The sequence below is a fragment of the Ruegeria sp. YTSC230 genome (assembly GCF_059609665.1).
The window spans coordinates 149,759-165,845 of record NZ_JBXWMC010000002.1 but is presented as its reverse complement, the minus strand read 5'-3'; the positions used below and the strand labels follow the sequence as shown (position 1 = coordinate 165,845).

Here is a 16,087-nt window from a genome sequence, read left to right as displayed (position 1 = left end):
GCCGGGCTATTCGCCCAGCGCAATTCCTTCACGACGTGGATCGGCACCACCGACCAGCACATCTCCGATCTCAATCGCATGCAGGCCCGATGTCAGGTCGCGCGGGTTCACTTCAAAACCCAGCTCGATTAGCGGGTCCGAGAACCCTTCGGCGGCGGTTCCCACTTCGACATCATAAGTGCCAAAACGATTGACGAGATGCGGCAGTGAAAGAGCTTGCTGCACATCCATGTCCCAATCTGCCCAGGCGATGATCGACTTGGCAACATAGCCGATGATACGGCTACCGCCCGGCGATCCGATGGCCAGAACAGGCGCGCCGTCCTGCATCACAATTGTCGGGCTCATCGACGAACGTGGGCGTTTGCCAGGCTCCAACCGGTTGGCAATTGGAACACCGGCACTGTGCGTTTTGAACGAGAAGTCCGTCAATTCGTTGTTTAGCAGAAACCCGTTTGTCATCAGTCGTGAACCGAACCCGTTCTCAATCGTCGTCGTCATCGACAGGACGTTTCCGTACTGATCAACGATCGAGATATGCGAGGTTGAGGGTAACTCGATCGAGACATCGTCGGCCCAATTCGACGCATGATCAAACTCGGGGTTACCCGGTGCGACCTCTGTCAGTGCGGCTTCTCCGCCTAACAGAGCGCCACGGTCGGACAGATAAGATGGATCAACCAAGCCCTGTGTGGGCATGGGAACAAAATCATGATCGGCCATATAGCGACCGCGATCTGCGAAAGCCAGACGAGAGGCATCACCGATCAGGCGCCATGCATTGGTGTCTTCGGGGCCCATTGCAGCCAGATCATAGCCGTCCAGCATGCCCAGAATCTGACCGACAGTCAGCGCGCCTGACGATGGTGGGCCCATGCCGCAGACCTCATAGGCGCGATAGGTAGCGCACACTGGTTTACGCTCGATCACCTGATACAGCGCCAGATCAATTCCCGACAGAACGCCCGGGTTGCCTTCGGCGTTGCGTACGGTGCTGACGATGCCAGCGGCAACTTCACCACCATAAAAGCCAGCCGAGCCTTCGTCGGCCAAAATACGCAGAGTTTCGGCATAGGCCGGGTTGGTCAGGCGTTGCCCCTGCTCAAGCGGCTTACCGCCGGGCAAGAAATATTCTGCGGTTGCAGGAAAGCGCGACAGGCGTTCGGCATCTTTTTCGATCAGGCCAGCAAGGCGCGGAGATACCAGGAAGCCGTCGTCCGCCAACGCGATGCCATCGGCAAACAGGCTTGGCCAGGGACTGCGGCCCCAGCGCCGGTGTGCCTCTTCCAGCAAGGCCGGTGTCCCGGGTGTGCCCACCGACAATCCGCCGACAACTGCATCAAAGAACTTCAGCGGTTCGCCGTTTTCGTCATGGAACAGCCTGTGGTTCGCCTCAAGCGGGGCCGTTTCACGCCCGTCCAGTGTGGTCAGCTTGCCCGATGCAGCGTCATACCAAACCAAAAATGCACCGCCACCAAGGCCCGACGATTGCGGTTCGACCAACCCCAGCACAACCTGAACGGCGATCATTGCATCAGCCGCAGACCCGCCAGCGCGCAAAACCTTTGCGCCTGCTTCAACCGCCAATGGATTCGCAGCAGCGACCATCCAGTTTTCAGATGTGACCGGCTGCCCTGCCATCTTTGCCTCAAGCGCAGCGATCACCTCTTCGGTCAGGCCTTGCACCTGCCCCTCGGACGCGCCTTCGGGCGCAACGGCATCCGCCGTCTCCTGAGCAGTCAATGGTCCTGCCAGCACCACCGCCGACAGCAACACTCCCGAAATCAGACTTCGTTTCATCGTATCCTCCTGAAAATATGCGTGTGTAAATTGGCACCGCCCGCATCAAAACGCGGGAAACACCTGATCAAAGCATTGCGGGGACCACCTGATCCGGCGGGCGGTGACCGTCTTCGAAAGTCTTAATATTTATAATAACTTTCTCGCCCATTTCGATCCGGCCCTCTAACGTGGCCGACCCCATGTGGGGCAGCAGAACAACGTTTGGTAACTGTCGCAATCTTGGGTTCACATCCGTCCCATGCTCATAGACATCCAGGCCCGCGCCGGCGATTTCGCCCGAGCGTATCCGACGCGTCAGAGCGTTTTCGTCGATCACCTCACCCCTTGAGGTATTCACAATAACGGCTGTCGGCTTCATCAATTTCAGCCGCCGTGCATTCATCAAATGGAAGGTAGACGGTGTCGACGGGCAATGGACCGAAATCACATCCATTCGCGCCACCATCTGATCAAGGCTTTCCCAGTAGGTCGCTTCCATCTCTTGTTCGGTCTCGGGGCGAAGCCTGCGACGGTTGTGGTAATGTACTTGCATTCCAAATGCGCTGGCACGGCGGGCCACGGCCTGGCCGATACGCCCCATGCCAAGAACGCCCAAACGCCGCCCGCCGATACGTCCGCCCAACAAGGCATTCGGCGCCCACCCGGTCCAATCGCCCTTTTGCATGACAGACAGACCCTCGGGAATTCGGCGGGTCACAGCGAGAATCAGCGCCATGGTCATATCAGCGGTATCGTCGGTCAGAACCCCCGGGGTGTTCGACACCAGAATGCCCCTCTGACGCGCGGTCGAGACATCGATATTGTCGACCCCTGCCCCGTAATTCGCGATCAAGCGCAGGTTTTCACCCGCTTGCCCCAAAAGGCCACCGTCGATCGTATCGGTCACGGTTGGCACCAGAACATCGGCGGTTTTCACGGCCTTCACCAGTTCTTCGCGGGTCATCGGGCTGTCATCGTCGCGCAACTGCACATCGAACAATTCGCTTAACCGGGTTTCAACCGCCTCGGGCAACCGTCGCGTAACGACAACACTCAGACGTTCTCTTGACACCTCTGCACTCCCACTGCTTTGCAAACCTTCGCGCGCCATGTCATCGTGGCGCAGGATAAGGCGGGGCACAAGAACCCCATAGGCATTGAGTCGACCTTTTTTCGAAGCAAGATCAACAGGCACAAGAGCAGACAGTAAGTGAGTGGTTTTCTACCCGTAAAACGCCTTGTTTCGGCGGCATTCGCTGTTTTCCTAACCGTGCTTGGCACCCTGCCCGCCAGCGCGCAGGACAAGCGTGGCCAAGTCACCAACCTGCCCCTTCCACGGTTTGTCTCGATGAAAGCCGCCGAGGGCAATGTGCGCCGAGGCCCATCACTGACTCACCGAATCGATTGGGTTTTCAAACGGCGCGGCATGCCACTGCAGATAACGGCAGAATACGGAAACTGGCGCAGGGTTCAGGACCGCGACGGCGCCGGGGGATGGGTGCACTACGCCCTGTTGTCCGGTGTTCGAACGGTGTTAGTCGATGCCGAACTACTGCCCGTGTACACCAGTCCGGACCCAAAGGCCCCGGTCAGCGCCCAATTTGAAACCGGCGTCGTGGCGCGCCTTGGCAGCTGTTCGTTGGATTGGTGTCAGATTTCTGCGGGCGGGTATCGCGGCTGGGCACAGAAAACGAACCTTTGGGGCGTCGACCCAGCCGAAATCCGAGAATAACCTAGTCGGATAGGGGTGTGCGCGCGATGAAATCGCAGGTCAGCTTGACCAGTTCCGGACCAACGTCTTCTTGCAAGAAATGCCCCGCATTCGGCAAGATAACATGAGGCTGCCCTGCGGCCCCCGGGCACAGTTTCTGGAACACCGCATCAATCCCCGCCATGACCAGATCATCGGCCCCGAAAGCAGTGAGGACAGGTGTCTGAAGCCCTCGGATCACCTCCCAAGCCCGCCGGTTCGGACCCGAGGACGGATCATCAGGCGTCGCTGGCACTAGCATAGGAAACTGCCGCGCCCCGGCCTTGTAACTTTCATCTGGAAAAGGCGTATCATAGGCCGCGATAACGTCTTCGGACAGTGACGATACAGTTCCGCCTTTCAGAATTCCACCGGCCGGAAATACCGGAACCTCCTGGCTGAACCTGCGCCAGTTCTCAAACGCTGCGCCCATTGGCTGATCGCCAGTTGGCAGCGCCGTGTTGGCAATCACTATGCGCGCGAACCTCTCCGGCATCTCTGCCCATAACCGCAGCCCGATTAGCCCGCCCCAGTCCTGGCAAACCAGAGTGATGTTGCGCAGGTTTACCTTGCGCAACCACTCACCCATCCAAGCCACGTGCCGCTCATAAGTGTAGTCGCTTCGTTCAGTTGGCTTGTCGGATCGCCCGAACCCAATCAGGTCTGGCGCAACCGCGCGATGTCCCTGCGCGACGAATCCCGCAATCATGTGACGGTAAAGGTAGGACCAGCTTGGCTCGCCATGCATCATCAGTATCGGATCGGCCTCGGCTGGCCCTTCATCCACATAATGCATCCGCAACTGGCCGCCTTCGGTGTCATCCACCTGCGCGTAATTCGGTGCAAACGGATAATCTGAGAGCCCGTCAAACCAGGTATCTGGCGTACGTAGAAACTTCATTCTCTTCCCTTTCAGAGCTTCCAACCCGAACGCCCTGCCACCAATGCGCGCATCCAGCCCATCGCGAAACATTAGATTTCAAAAACCGCACCGCAAGATCAGGCTTTATGGGCGACCCATTCCGCATAAACTCCGCGGCTCTGGCAAACGACCAGATCACAGCAGGATTGAACACCTTTCCCAGGAAAACAAGCCACTCTCAGATCTTCGATTAGCGCCTTTAGATTTTTTTCAATCCGCACTCATTTTTTTGTCTGAAAGGTCTTGAACCCACCGATCAACAATCGTAGACAGCGCCTCACCGTTGGGGTGTAGCCAAGTGGTAAGGCAACTGTTTTTGGTACAGTGTACCGTAGGTTCGAATCCTACCACCCCAGCCAATTTACCACATAAGTTATTGATTTTATTGAATAAAATCTAGTGAAGCTGACCTCCGCTTATATCATTCGAACCTATTCCCGCAACAAATCCCGCAACATTGCAAACACAAAGAAGGGGCAGCCCGAAAGCCGCCCCTCCCTTAGTTCTTCTTTTAGCGCAAGCCAGTTGACCTATACAGGAACCAAAATCGGCCATGCACGCAGCCCATACGCGCTCGCGTACAGTCGCTTTCCGGTCTTGGGACACGTCCGCCATGGGCGGAACACGTACCGGTAACCGGGAGGCGGCGGAGTGAAAGATACCTTAGTCATTCCACTACCCTCCTTAGGGGCGTATATTGCCCTTTAACCCGATATGCGCTAAACCTGTCTTTGCTTAGGAGACTGGGTTGCGCTATCGAGAGGCTCCGCATCGTCGAGCCCCGGTCGCACGATACAGAATTCATTTGAAAGCTCGCGTCAGAAATGACCCGGGCTTTCATTGTTTATTCGGCCTTGCTGGCCCGGTACTCCTCGTCCTCATCATCCACTTTTAGCTCAACGGCTGAGTACTCATTTTTGACCACCCTCCACTGATGAGTTTCATCGCTGTAATAAAGGCGGCCCTCTTTGAGAAACCTAGCCATATGGCTCCTAAAAGTATTGTAGTTGACCGCATCAGTTCCCACCATTTTTCGCTCAACATGCCGAAAGAGTTCGCGTGTACTGGACCCGCCGTAAACAACGCGATCCTTCTCGCCCAAATACTCTGCGACCAACGCAAGAACTTTGAACTTACTCGCATACCGCGCAGTTAACTTATCTCCCTCCTTCAGCAATCCTTCCCACTTCGCCAAAGTTGGCCCAATCGAACCCCACAATATCCGCTCGCACTCTAGGTCGTAGAGTTCCCGCTCAATTGCCTCTAAGCGCAGATCAATAATGGCACTTTGTTGCGTCATAAGAAAACGCATCGCATATTTGAATTTACCTGGCAATATTGTGTTGACGGCGGCGCCTCGGGAAAGAAAAGAATTTTTACCATTATTTTTCAATGTATTAGGAAGTTGACATGAATATCACAACCTTGTACAATCTTGATTTATTAAGATTGTACAAGGTTGTGGGTAAAACTGCAGCAAGTGTAAAAAACTGGAAAAATATTTTTTTAAAAGGGGTTATTCTGAATATTCGTGAACTTAAAGTCTCACGCAAAGCGAATCAGGATGGCTCGAAAGGTTTCGATTTGTAGATTACTGTTGCGATTTTTTAAATTTGCAACAACTAAGGATTTCCCGCAACAAATCACGCAACATCTCATAAGAAAAATTCCCATAAGATACTGTTTTTAAACAACTATGACGTTGCGCTCCAATCCTACCACCCCAGCCACCTTTTCAAGAAAAGTCAGGAAAATAAGGGGCGACAGAGCCCCCGAAAAATCCGATGTAACACAGACTGCCAGAAATCGATACGGCGGTCTGTAGCGCAAACCCGGTGACTATGCAGGCCCCTAACTAATGCGCCGCGACCGTATTTTCTATTTCCGAAAACGCCTGCCAAAAAAAATATCAAACCAGGTCCCAAACCAGTTTCTTTGCCTGCCGCTGCAAACCGACCTCCCGCTCGACGCCGTGAATCGCGCAGCCGCGTTGCTCACCGTCCTCGAACAGATGGAGAAAATACACGTGGAAGCACTGATTAAAGATTCGCGGACCCCCGAGACCGCCAAAGCCGTCTTGACCGAGATGCTACGCTCAGCACTTGAGGTCATGTTGCAAGAGCAAAACCAAGACAGTGCCTTGAGCGCTGGCGAGGTCGACCAGAGGATCGAAGCGCTGCAGGAAGAAAACCGACGTCTCCGGCAGACCGCAAGGAACAGACAATGGACCGACGTCGAGCCTTTGCTGCGCGCCGCTGGAGACCGCGTTGCCCTAAATCTTCCAACGCCGATTTCAAACGATCTGGGCAAACGTGCGACAGCTTTGCAACGTCGGCTCAATGACGCGGAAGTTGCCGCGCAAGAAGGCGACGACGTGCACTATGCCGGCTCGGAACTCTTAGCTGAACACGGCTGGATGACTTCGGCAAGTTCGTTCAGGCACCGGTTCAGCTTTCCCGGGCACGCACAGGAACCGACAAAAACTATCCCACCAAGGCCATGAAGGAAATAACAGCTTCCGTTTTTCTTTCTGTCTTTCTTTCAGCCTACGCCGCTTGATGTCAGGCCGCGACTAATCTTCGGTTTGCCATAGCAATCTTTGCAACACTAAGACGGGTATTTGCTCGAGCACGGATGTTCATTCTCACAAGAAACTGGGCGCGCCTGAACGCGCCCAGTTTCATCAAGTCGCGACGTGAGATATCTCTTTGTCCGGCGAGTATATGTCCAAAATGTTCCAATGTCCGGTCGTTGGTGTTGGGTTGTTGATCATTGGCACATCGAGCACGGTTGGCTTGCCACTGGCGATTGCCGCTTCCAGTGCGGGCAACAGTTCGTCGGCAGCGCTGAGCCTATGCCCTTCCGCGCCGTAGGCTCGCGCGATGTCGGCATAGCCCGGTCCGTTTGCGGGTGCGGCGGCTGATCCGGGGAACGTGGTTCCATAGGTCAGACCGTAATGCGCCTTTTGCAGACCTGCTATGGTTCCGAAGGCGTTGTTGTTCATGACCAGCCAGATAATGCCCAGATCGAGTTCGACGGCCGTTGCCAGCATCGACGGGTTTTGGCCGAAACCACCATCGCCAACAAGGCTGATCACCACACGATCAGGTGCCGCCAGTTTCGCGCCGATCGCACCCGGAGGACCGAAACCCATCGTCGCGAACCCGCCCGGGGTCAGGATTGAACCCGGCGTCAAAATGTCGAACTGTTGCCCGACACCGTTCTTGTTCCACCCAACGTCAGTGGTGATGATGGCATCCTCGGGCAGTGCCTTGCGGGTATCTGCCAGAATACGCTCGGGCATCATCGGAAAGGCTGCTGAGGTCGCCATTTCCACGTTGTGTGCTTTGAAATCCGTGCGGAAGTCGGCGATCTTCTGTTCCAGAGCGGGGCGTTTGAAACCGTCCGGATACATCTCGCGGGCGACCCGGTTGAGGACGCGCAAAGCGGCCTTGGCGTCAGCAACGACGCCGATCTCGGTGGGATAGTTCCGACCGATTTCCTGCGGTTCGATGTCGATATGGATGACCTTCGAGCCGGGAATGTTGAACGTATAGCCGGGATACCAGCTGGAACAATCGGCCTCTTTGAACCGGGTTCCCACCGCAAAGATGTAGTCCGCATTCAAGCAGGACTGGTTGACCAATTCGGTGCCCCAAAACCCGGTCATTCCCAGCACAAGTGGATGGTCGTCTCGCAACGCGCCTTTACCCATCAGGGAATGCGCGACTGGAAGGCCCATATGTTCAACAAATTCTCGCAACTCCTCGCTGGCCTGTGCCAGAAGAATACCACCCCCGACATAAGCGACTGGGTTTTCGGCTTTAGCCAACGCTTCGACAATCTCTCCCGCTGTCTCGTCGTCAATCGACGGTTTCTTGAGCGCGCGCGTGTTATCGCGGATACGGTCGAAGCTGTCCGAGGGGATCACCTCGGAGAAGATGTCCATCGGCACATTGACCAGCACCGGCCCGGGCTGACCGCTTTCAGCCAGATGGAACGCCTTTTCCAAGATTTCGGCCATCAGGTCGGCGCGATCCACCCGCCAAGCACGTTTGACGAAGGGGCGATAAATCTCCCATTGGGCAGCGTCTGCGTGCAGGTTCACCTCCTGATGCGGGTGTTTACCATAGTAATGCGTAGGAATATCGCCCGCGATCACGACCATAGGGATACAGTCCAAGGCCGCGTTGGCGACCCCGGTGGCGCAATTGGTCAGTCCCGGGGAGAGGTGGGACAGCACCACCGAGGCCTTGCCCGTCACGCGGGCATATGCGTCCGCCGCGTGGCTGGCTATTTGTTCGTGCCGTACGGTGACGAAATCGATGGGGCTTTCCGCCAACGCGGCCAGAACCGCTATATTCGTGTGGCCGCATAGACCGAACACATGTTTGACCTCACGACGCTCAAGGAAATCGACGATGTGCTCAGCAACGGTTTTGCCTTCCAATTTAGCTCCGTCCATCACGCGACCTCCTGTCCGTAGAACTCACCGAACAGGTCCGGCTCCGAGGGGCGATCCTCAGGGATCGGACGGCTGACCCAAGTGTAGTTCATCATGTGTTTCATAGTGACGTTTTCGTTGGTGATGTTGCCGCCCCAGATGCCGCAGCCCAGGCTGCTGGTCATAGGCATGCCATTGGTCCAGGCACCCGCATTGGCCTTGGACTGAGGCTGTCGCACCATCATACGGCTGACCGGAGCAAGGCGAGCGAGCCGATCGATGTGATCGTCATTATGGCTATAAATCCCGCAGGAATGGCCCTTACCTCCGGTATTGTAAATCCGGCTGACCGTTTCCAACGCGTCATCGAACGTGTCGAAGTGATAAAGCGCCATCAGCGTGGTCAGTTTTTCCTTCGAGAACTTGTGCTGCGGCCCGATTTGCCCCTGATTTTCAACCATCAGAAACTTGCGATCTTCGGGGATGCTAAAACCGGAGACCTTGGCCGTTTGCTGCGGCGGACAGGCGATGGTCGGGAACGTACGGTTTCCCTTCTCGTCCCACATGGCCGCTTCTAGCATGGCCTTCTCTTCATCCGAACACAGGTAGCCACCCTCAGCTTGAAGCGCCTGGACCATATCGTCGTAAACTGAGCGCTGGATGATGATGTTGCCGTCGGCCGAGCAGCCCGACCCAAAGTCGGAGGTCTTTGAAATGCGAGTGTTCTGCGCAGCGATGTCCAGATCGGCGGTTTCATCGATGACGATGGACGAATTGCCCGCGCCGACGCCATAGGCCGGGCGCCCAGAACTGTAGGCCGCTTTGACCATCGGCTTGCCACCCGTTGCCAGAGTCAGGTCACAAATCTCCATGAGGTGCTGTGTTAACGGGATCGATGGTTTGCGGATCGACTGGAATAGGTCTTCGGGGGCACCGGCGGCACGGCAGGCTGCGCGCATGACCTCGACCATCTCAAAGGTGGTATGGGCGGTTCGCGGGTGCGGGCTGAAGATGACTGCATTCCGGGCGTTCGCGGCGGACACGCCGGTCACCGGTGGCGTCATCGCAGGGTTGGTCATGGGAATCAAGGATGCGATCACACCAGCAGGTTTGGCGTATTTCGAGAGCCCCTTTTCTTCGTCGACTTCGACGATCCCCGTCGAGGGCGTGCGCAGAACATCACGCAGCACCATGTGAATCTTAAATCGCTTCGCAGGACGCCCTTCGCGATCTCCGATACCGCTTTCGTCCACGCCTTGCTGGGCTAGACGCGTGAAGGTTTTCTCGTTCCCAGCATACCACGCGATGGCTTGAGACAGGCGGTCCAGCCTGCCCTGATCCCAATCCTCGATCTCGGCCATGGCAGCACGGGCGCGTGCCAGCATATCGGCCGCCATGTTGCGGTCGTTTTCAGTGAGCTCTTTGCCCATGATGATCCTCTTGGTGTTTTAGAATTGCAGCATCGGGCACACGACGCTGTGACCGCGCCTCGCCGAATGTTCGCTTGGCGTGGCTGAGACAGCGACGCGCGTGTTCTTCATATCCCAACTCGGCAACGCGGCTTTGGTTGGGCAATTCAATGGAATAGTCGACGGGTGGCATCCGTTCGATTATGCCGGTGAAATCAATCCAGCCTTCGCCGGGATAGAGCCGCGCATCGCGGGCCAACTGGATCATGCCCTCACGCGTATCGGCGATGCCAGGCAGGCAATCAGAGATATGCAGGAAATGAAACAGATCCGAGGGGACGTGTAGCAACTCTCCCAAATCCACGCGGCTGAGGTGCAGGTAAAGCGTATCGACCAGAATACCGCCGTTGGGCTGATCGGAGGCACGCACGATATCAAGCGCCTCATCCAGAGTGCGCAAGCGGGAGAAGCTTGGAAACTCAAGGTCCACTGTTAGCCCATACGGAGCCGCCAGTTCGCAGGTCTCGGAATAGACGTCGATCAGGAAGTCACGATCATCGCGGGTGTTGGTCCACGCGCTCATGATCATACGCTTGGCGCCCAGTTCCCCGCCGATCTCCAGCGACGGCTCGAAACTGCGCGGATCAACATCTTCGGTAATGCGCGCAAGCTCGACATCGAGGACTTTCAGACCGGTTGTTGAAAGCGCAGTTTTGGTAGCCTGCACCTGAGCCTTGTCGATCGGGGACTGGGTGAACTCTCCAGGCACATGCATCGGAATGAACCGGGGGCTGACGGCATCGTAACCGGCCCGTGCGGCGATATAGACCAGCTCGGGCGGCGTACAGCCAATCAGCGTCAGATGCGCCAAGGAATAGAGAGAGGGGCGTGTGCCAGCCTCTTCGGGTTTCGCCATGAATGACAGCTCCGGGTGTCTGCGAATCTTATTTTCATCACACGTAGTTAAAAATATCTGATATTTTTTAAAATATCAACTTTTAATGCTGAGCAGAAAATAGAAACGCCCGAGCAATAGCCCGGGCGTGTTTAACCTTTGTGCTGGCAGAGCATTAGATGGTGACCCAGTCACCTCCGGACTGGTGAGAGCGCACAGAGGCATCAATGAATCGGACACCGTCTGCGCCTTGTTCGACACTGGGGTAAGCAAGCCAATCGGCCGGAACGGTAACGCCATCCCGACGCGCGGCTACGGCCATGGCAAATTCCGTGTAAAGGTTGGCCCAAGCTTCGATAATCCCTTCGGGGAAGCCGCGCGCGGTACGGATCAGACGTTCTGCGCCGGGGCCGATGCCATGCCCGTGACCTCGGCTTATGATATTATCCGGTTCACCAAACCGATTGAACTTCAGCTGCTCCGAATTCTCTAAATCCCACTCGAGGCCGCCTTCGCTCCCAAATATCCGCAACCTCAACCCACCCCGATTTCCCGGGGCAAGGCGTGTTGCCATCAAGGTTCCCGGAATTTCATTTTGGTAGCGGGTGAACATGAACACCGTGTCTTCCAAAGGCTTTGGCGCGCCGCAGACATGAAACTCAGCCCGTAGGTCGGTCAAGGGCAGGCCCGAGACAAAACTGGCGAGATGCGCGGCATGGGTGCCGATATCGCCGACACAGCTGGTCGGACCAGAAATCTTTGGGTCCAGCCGCCATTTGACGTGGGGCGCATCAGCCACATCATCGGGCGTCATCCAGTCTTGCATGAACTCGACGTGGATTTGGTTGATTTTACCGATGCCGCCTTCCGCCACGATTTGTTTGGCCTGACGGATTACTGGAAAACATGACATCGCATAGCCGACAGCAAAGATGTGTCCCGTGCGCGCGGTAATGTCCTCAAGCCCCTCGGCCTCGTCGACTTCGTTGGTCAGGGGCTTGTCGCACAGCACGTCAATACCCGCCTCCAGAAACGTTTTGGCGGCTTCAAAATGAACGTGGTTCGGGGTAGTGATCATGACGGCATCTACGCCATCCGGGCGCGCCGCCTCGGCCTTTGCCATCTCGTCGAAGGACGCATAGCACCTGTCTACTGGCAAGAACCACTCAGCTCCGCGCGCCTTGCTGCGCGCGCCATCTGAACTGAGCGCGCCTGCGGTGACCTCCCACCGGTCGGTCATCCGCGCGGCCGTTGCTTGCGTAACAGAGATCCGTCCTCCGCCAACAACGCCCAGCCGCAAACGGCGAGACAACCGGGGGAAAGGTCCGTCAAAGTTCAGGTCTTCGAGTAAAAGTCTCTCAGCCATTCTGAACCTCCATTTCCGGGACCTGTACGCCTTCCGGCAGCATTTCCACCGCCATGAAAATACTGGGGGTAATTGTCTCGTATTGATGCCAGGGATAGTTGCCTTCGGCGTCATACATCGGCTTGTGCGTCGTGCCCGGAGCCATGAATTCTTCAAGGTAAAGGGTTTCAACGTCCCGTTCGCGGCATTGCTGCATTTTGCCAAAGCCAACGATTTGCGTATGCACTTCGCGAAACCCCGGTACCGGGCAGAACGGATGATCCTTATGCAACCCGACATTCAATGGGACCGAACCGGAATGGTACATGGTCAGTCCAACGTTACCCACAAAGACCTTCGGCGACATGTAGTGGCTGACACCAAGCAGACGCTCCTCTTGGCGAACATCAAAAGCAGATGGCCATGTATCTTTCACCCATGCGAACAACTCGTTGTCATCCGCATGGGCGTCGAAATCGTGGACAATGACTGCACGTTCCACGCCGCTAAGCGTGCTGTCTTGCACGATCACAGAGGAAAGCGGTCCAATGGTCTGATCCTCGACAGAGAGATTTCGCCCCCCAAGGTTAAGGACGATGGCGCGACCCTCGATAGAAATTCTGCGCTCGTCAGTTATGTGCTGGACGCGAAAGAATGGCTGAACAAAGTCGAGTGTCTCAATCGGCATGAACCAATTCCTTCCTTTCATCGTTAAGGAAATCGACCGGCAAAAGCTCCGGAGCCGCGCAACGGCTTTCTATCGTCTGATAGGCGCCAAATTTCGGTGCCCGTTCGATCGCGTCCATGACCTCGAAAACGTGGTAGGCAAGCGCTCCACTTGCACGGGGTTGGCGTCCTTCTTGCGCCGCCAGGGCCAGATCCAAAAGGCCGAGCCCACGGCTGTCTTCATTGAACCCGTGTTTGTTTTCGACCACCTGCCAGTCTTCGCGACCGGTTGGACGAGGCTGATGAGACCAGCGCGAGGTCTCCCGCGTTTTCAGCCAGACATCCCCTTGAAAGATATTGGCACCATGAACCGGGTCAGGATCAGGAATGCTGATGGTGCCGTTTTCACCGTATATCTCGAACCGCGGAGTTTCGCTGTCCCAGACGTCGAAGCTCATGGTCATCGACCCTATAGCTCCGGATGAGAACTGAAGTAGGCTTAGGGAGTGCGTGTCGACTTCGACATCTATCCATTCGCCGTTGCGAGGGCCGTTTTCGATCATCCTATTGTCGAACGTGCGCCGAGCCATTCCGGCAACCCGGTCAACGGGACCAAGGCAGCAGATCATGGCGGTCAGGTAGTACGGCCCAAGGTCCAGCAATGGCCCACCACCCGCCTTATAGTAGAAATCCGGGTTGGGATGGTGGCGTTCTGTCCCGTGGGTACCGACATGGGCAAAAACCCCTGTCGGTTTGCCAATGGCACCCTCGTCGATCAAGCGCCGAACGGTCTGCCAGCGACCGCCCAGAAACGTGTCGGGTGCGCAACCGACCAGTAACCCCTTTTCAGAGGCCATGTGCAGGATCGCCTTACCATCCGTTCGATTCATAACCAGCGGCTTTTCGGAATAGACGTGCTTGCCCGCCTCCAACGCGCGCAGGCTGATTTCGGCATGCGCCGCCGGAATTGTCAGATTCAGAACGCAGTCAATCGTCGGATCGTCAAACACTTCATCTGGCGTGCAGGCCTTGGCGACACCGTATTGATCCGCTTTGGCGCGGCTTTCCGAAGGATCAAGGCATGTACAAGCCACGACCTCGACGCTCGAAAAATTGGATAGTGTCTTTAGATAAATATCGCTGATACGACCACAGCCAATAAGGCCGACCCGGAAGGATTTCGATGTCTCACGTGTCATCATTCCTGTCTTCGTAGAGGGGTAAGTAATTCGGGGGCATCGGCCCTTTGTTCCGACCGCCCTGCCCCATTTGCTCCCAAGCGTGGGCGAGTATTCCGACCGAGCGGGACAGGCAGAACAGCCCTCGTGACAAGGGCGCAGGAAAGCCAAGTTCGCAGAAGATCACAGCTGTCGCGCCGTCGATATTCATGGCAATTGGCCGACTGCCGCGTTGACGACCGAGTTCGGCTTGAACCTCTTCTCCGATATCGGCAAACCGGCCAGATACTGCGCCTACTGCCACCGCATCACGAACAAGTTTCATCAATCGTGGTGCGCGTGGGTCGACAGGCTTGTGAAACCTGTGACCAAAGCCCGATACGATCTTGCCGTAGGTCTCGCGCCAACTGTCCAAGCCATCCCGAACAGCGTCATTCAGCGAAGCTCCCGCATCCATGCGGACTGCGATATCATAGTACAGCTCTGCACACTGCTCTCCTGCCCCGCCGTGCACGTCGCCCAGCATGTTCACCGCAGTCGCCATCGCATTATTGAGACCTACCCCGCAGGTGGCGGCCATACGCGCAGCCGCGATTGAGGGAGCCTGTGGGCCGTGATCCACGCCTGCGACCAAAGCAGCTTCGAACAAGCGCGCTTGTGCGTCGCTGGGCAGATCACCCCGCACCATCAGCCAGATCATCTGCGGGAAAGATACGTTCCCGATCAGGTCCTCTATGGCGTTGCCACGAAAAGCGATCTGACCGGGCTTCATGTCGATGATGGAGGTACGCCACCATTGGCGGATAGCTTGCTCGTCGTTTGTCATACCGTTGCACCTCTAAACTCGCGCATGCGCTGCTGACGAAGTGAATCGAAAACGTTTTGAAGACGACTGATTGAGGCGGTGCAGCCGGTGAAGATTCCAAAAGACGCTGCAGCCTGATGAACTGCCATTCCAGCACCATTCATCACTTTTAACCCAGTTGTGCGGGCGCTGCTCAGAAGATGTGTCTCGAGCGGGAAATATACTATATCTGCCACCCAAGCATCCGGCCGCAACAATGATGGATCAATTACCGACCCGGGGTACTTATCCATCCCGAGCGGTGTTGCATTGACCACTCCGTCCACAAATTTGACCCGTCCCAACGAAATCGAGGGGGAACCCTGAAGCTTCGCACAAGGGCGCAAGACCTTTAGTCGACTGACCAGCGCCTGCGCTCGGTGGAAGTCAGGATCGATGATCTCCAGATCTCGAACACCTGAATCAAGCAAAGCCAAAGAGACTGCACTGCCCGCGCCACCAGCACCAAACATGAGAACCGTTTCAGTCTTCGATGATCCCAAAAAATCTCCGAAGGCACTGTGGAAACCTATGTAATCGGTGTTGTGGCCAACCATTCGGTCGTCACAAAAAACCACCGCGTTGACAGCTTGAAGCTCCTCAGCAGTCTTGGAAAGCTCATCGAGATGATCAATGACCGACGCTTTGTAGGGGTGTGTCACGTTGACCGCCGCACAGCCTAATTCAACGGAATAATGCAGTAAATCAGCGACCGACATTCCACGAAATGGCTCTTTTGCCGTGTCGATCCTACCGTAGCTCAGATCGATACCCTGCGCCCGGCCCTCCGCCTCGTGCATCTCAGGCGTCATGGAGCCAGAAATCCCTTGTCCGATTAGTGCGGCCTTCATA

Annotated in this window: 15 protein-coding genes and 1 tRNA gene; 4 read left to right on the top strand and 12 right to left on the bottom strand. The window is 56.2% G+C overall.

Annotation, left to right across the window (positions count from 1 at the left end; all coding sequences use genetic code 11):
• Nucleotides 1–6: 6 nt before the first annotated feature.
• On the bottom strand, nucleotides 7–1,800 hold the full coding sequence (gene ggt / locus AC2FD9_RS04840) for a gamma-glutamyltransferase (protein WP_496835662.1): 1,794 nt from the start codon (nucleotides 1,798–1,800) through the stop codon (nucleotides 7–9).
• Between the two features lie 67 nt (nucleotides 1,801–1,867).
• Nucleotides 1,868–2,854, bottom strand: a complete 987-nt coding sequence (locus AC2FD9_RS04835; protein ID WP_282169011.1) for a 2-hydroxyacid dehydrogenase — start codon at nucleotides 2,852–2,854, stop codon at nucleotides 1,868–1,870.
• Between the two features lie 198 nt (nucleotides 2,855–3,052).
• Between AC2FD9_RS04835 and AC2FD9_RS04830 the strand changes: the two genes are divergently transcribed.
• Nucleotides 3,053–3,514, top strand: coding sequence for an SH3 domain-containing protein (locus AC2FD9_RS04830; RefSeq protein ID WP_234416571.1), 462 nt, complete (start codon nucleotides 3,053–3,055; stop codon nucleotides 3,512–3,514).
• Between the two features lies 1 nt (nucleotide 3,515).
• On the opposite strand, the gene AC2FD9_RS04825 is transcribed toward AC2FD9_RS04830, so the two are convergent.
• Nucleotides 3,516–4,433, bottom strand: a complete 918-nt coding sequence (locus tag AC2FD9_RS04825; RefSeq protein ID WP_496835661.1) for a haloalkane dehalogenase — start codon at nucleotides 4,431–4,433, stop codon at nucleotides 3,516–3,518.
• Between the two features lie 305 nt (nucleotides 4,434–4,738).
• On the opposite strand from AC2FD9_RS04825, the gene AC2FD9_RS04820 reads away from it, so the two are divergent.
• Nucleotides 4,739–4,813 (top strand) — tRNA-Gln (locus AC2FD9_RS04820).
• Nucleotides 4,814–5,298: 485 nt separating this feature from the next.
• Here the strand turns inward: AC2FD9_RS04820 and AC2FD9_RS04815 are convergent.
• Entirely contained in the window at nucleotides 5,299–5,847 is a 549-nt protein-coding gene (locus AC2FD9_RS04815; protein ID WP_496835660.1) for a hypothetical protein, read from the bottom strand.
• A 17-nt stretch (nucleotides 5,848–5,864) separates the two neighbouring features.
• On the opposite strand from AC2FD9_RS04815, the gene AC2FD9_RS04810 reads away from it, so the two are divergent.
• A complete protein-coding gene (locus AC2FD9_RS04810; protein WP_496835659.1) occupies nucleotides 5,865–6,044 on the top strand; it encodes a hypothetical protein in 180 nt (59 codons plus the stop codon).
• A gap of 268 nt (nucleotides 6,045–6,312) precedes the next feature.
• A complete protein-coding gene (locus AC2FD9_RS04805; RefSeq protein ID WP_496696282.1) occupies nucleotides 6,313–6,957 on the top strand; it encodes a hypothetical protein in 645 nt (214 codons plus the stop codon).
• Between the two features lie 180 nt (nucleotides 6,958–7,137).
• Here AC2FD9_RS04805 and AC2FD9_RS04800 read toward each other — a convergent pair whose 3' ends face one another.
• From AC2FD9_RS04800 to AC2FD9_RS04765, 8 genes are all read right to left on the bottom strand, one after another.
• Nucleotides 7,138–8,919 carry a thiamine pyrophosphate-binding protein gene (locus tag AC2FD9_RS04800; protein WP_282169014.1) on the bottom strand — a complete coding sequence of 594 codons (1,782 nt, stop codon included), beginning with the start codon at nucleotides 8,917–8,919 and terminating at the stop codon, nucleotides 7,138–7,140.
• Nucleotides 8,919–10,328, bottom strand: coding sequence for an aldehyde dehydrogenase family protein (locus AC2FD9_RS04795; RefSeq protein WP_496835658.1), 1,410 nt, complete (start codon nucleotides 10,326–10,328; stop codon nucleotides 8,919–8,921). Before AC2FD9_RS04795 ends, AC2FD9_RS04800 begins: the two co-directional genes overlap by 1 nt.
• Nucleotides 10,309–11,223 (bottom strand): sugar phosphate isomerase/epimerase family protein, encoded by a 915-nt coding sequence (locus AC2FD9_RS04790; protein ID WP_496835657.1) that lies wholly within the window; start codon nucleotides 11,221–11,223, stop codon nucleotides 10,309–10,311. The genes AC2FD9_RS04795 and AC2FD9_RS04790 overlap by 20 nt, the downstream gene beginning before the upstream one ends.
• Before the next feature lie 154 nt (nucleotides 11,224–11,377).
• Nucleotides 11,378–12,568: a Gfo/Idh/MocA family protein gene (locus AC2FD9_RS04785; protein WP_496835656.1), complete on the bottom strand. Its 1,191-nt coding sequence runs from the start codon at nucleotides 12,566–12,568 to the stop codon at nucleotides 11,378–11,380.
• Nucleotides 12,561–13,235 (bottom strand): hypothetical protein, encoded by a 675-nt coding sequence (locus tag AC2FD9_RS04780; RefSeq protein WP_496835655.1) that lies wholly within the window; start codon nucleotides 13,233–13,235, stop codon nucleotides 12,561–12,563. The genes AC2FD9_RS04785 and AC2FD9_RS04780 overlap by 8 nt, the downstream gene beginning before the upstream one ends.
• Entirely contained in the window at nucleotides 13,225–14,412 is a 1,188-nt protein-coding gene (locus AC2FD9_RS04775; protein ID WP_282118922.1) for a Gfo/Idh/MocA family protein, read from the bottom strand. The genes AC2FD9_RS04780 and AC2FD9_RS04775 overlap by 11 nt, the downstream gene beginning before the upstream one ends.
• Entirely contained in the window at nucleotides 14,402–15,217 is an 816-nt protein-coding gene (locus AC2FD9_RS04770) for a citryl-CoA lyase (RefSeq protein WP_496835654.1), read from the bottom strand. Before AC2FD9_RS04770 ends, AC2FD9_RS04775 begins: the two co-directional genes overlap by 11 nt.
• Nucleotides 15,214–16,086: a shikimate dehydrogenase gene (locus AC2FD9_RS04765; protein ID WP_496835653.1), complete on the bottom strand. Its 873-nt coding sequence runs from the start codon at nucleotides 16,084–16,086 to the stop codon at nucleotides 15,214–15,216. The genes AC2FD9_RS04770 and AC2FD9_RS04765 overlap by 4 nt, the downstream gene beginning before the upstream one ends.
• Between the last annotated feature and the right edge of the window lies 1 nt (nucleotide 16,087).

Coding starts and splice junctions, on each gene's coding strand:
- AC2FD9_RS04790 (WP_496835657.1), bottom strand. CDS start 11,223: ATGGCGAAACCCGAAGAGGCTGGCACACGCCCCTCTCTCTATTCCTTG.
- AC2FD9_RS04825 (WP_496835661.1), bottom strand. CDS start 4,433: ATGAAGTTTCTACGTACGCCAGATACCTGGTTTGACGGGCTCTCAGAT.
- AC2FD9_RS04775 (WP_282118922.1), bottom strand. CDS start 14,412: ATGACACGTGAGACATCGAAATCCTTCCGGGTCGGCCTTATTGGCTGT.
- AC2FD9_RS04765 (WP_496835653.1), bottom strand. CDS start 16,086: ATGAAGGCCGCACTAATCGGACAAGGGATTTCTGGCTCCATGACGCCT.
- AC2FD9_RS04805 (WP_496696282.1), top strand. CDS start 6,313: ATGCGCCGCGACCGTATTTTCTATTTCCGAAAACGCCTGCCAAAAAAA.
- ggt (WP_496835662.1), bottom strand. CDS start 1,800: ATGAAACGAAGTCTGATTTCGGGAGTGTTGCTGTCGGCGGTGGTGCTG.
- AC2FD9_RS04810 (WP_496835659.1), top strand. CDS start 5,865: ATGAATATCACAACCTTGTACAATCTTGATTTATTAAGATTGTACAAG.
- AC2FD9_RS04770 (WP_496835654.1), bottom strand. CDS start 15,217: ATGACAAACGACGAGCAAGCTATCCGCCAATGGTGGCGTACCTCCATC.
- AC2FD9_RS04800 (WP_282169014.1), bottom strand. CDS start 8,919: ATGGACGGAGCTAAATTGGAAGGCAAAACCGTTGCTGAGCACATCGTC.
- AC2FD9_RS04785 (WP_496835656.1), bottom strand. CDS start 12,568: ATGGCTGAGAGACTTTTACTCGAAGACCTGAACTTTGACGGACCTTTC.
- AC2FD9_RS04795 (WP_496835658.1), bottom strand. CDS start 10,328: ATGGGCAAAGAGCTCACTGAAAACGACCGCAACATGGCGGCCGATATG.
- AC2FD9_RS04780 (WP_496835655.1), bottom strand. CDS start 13,235: ATGCCGATTGAGACACTCGACTTTGTTCAGCCATTCTTTCGCGTCCAG.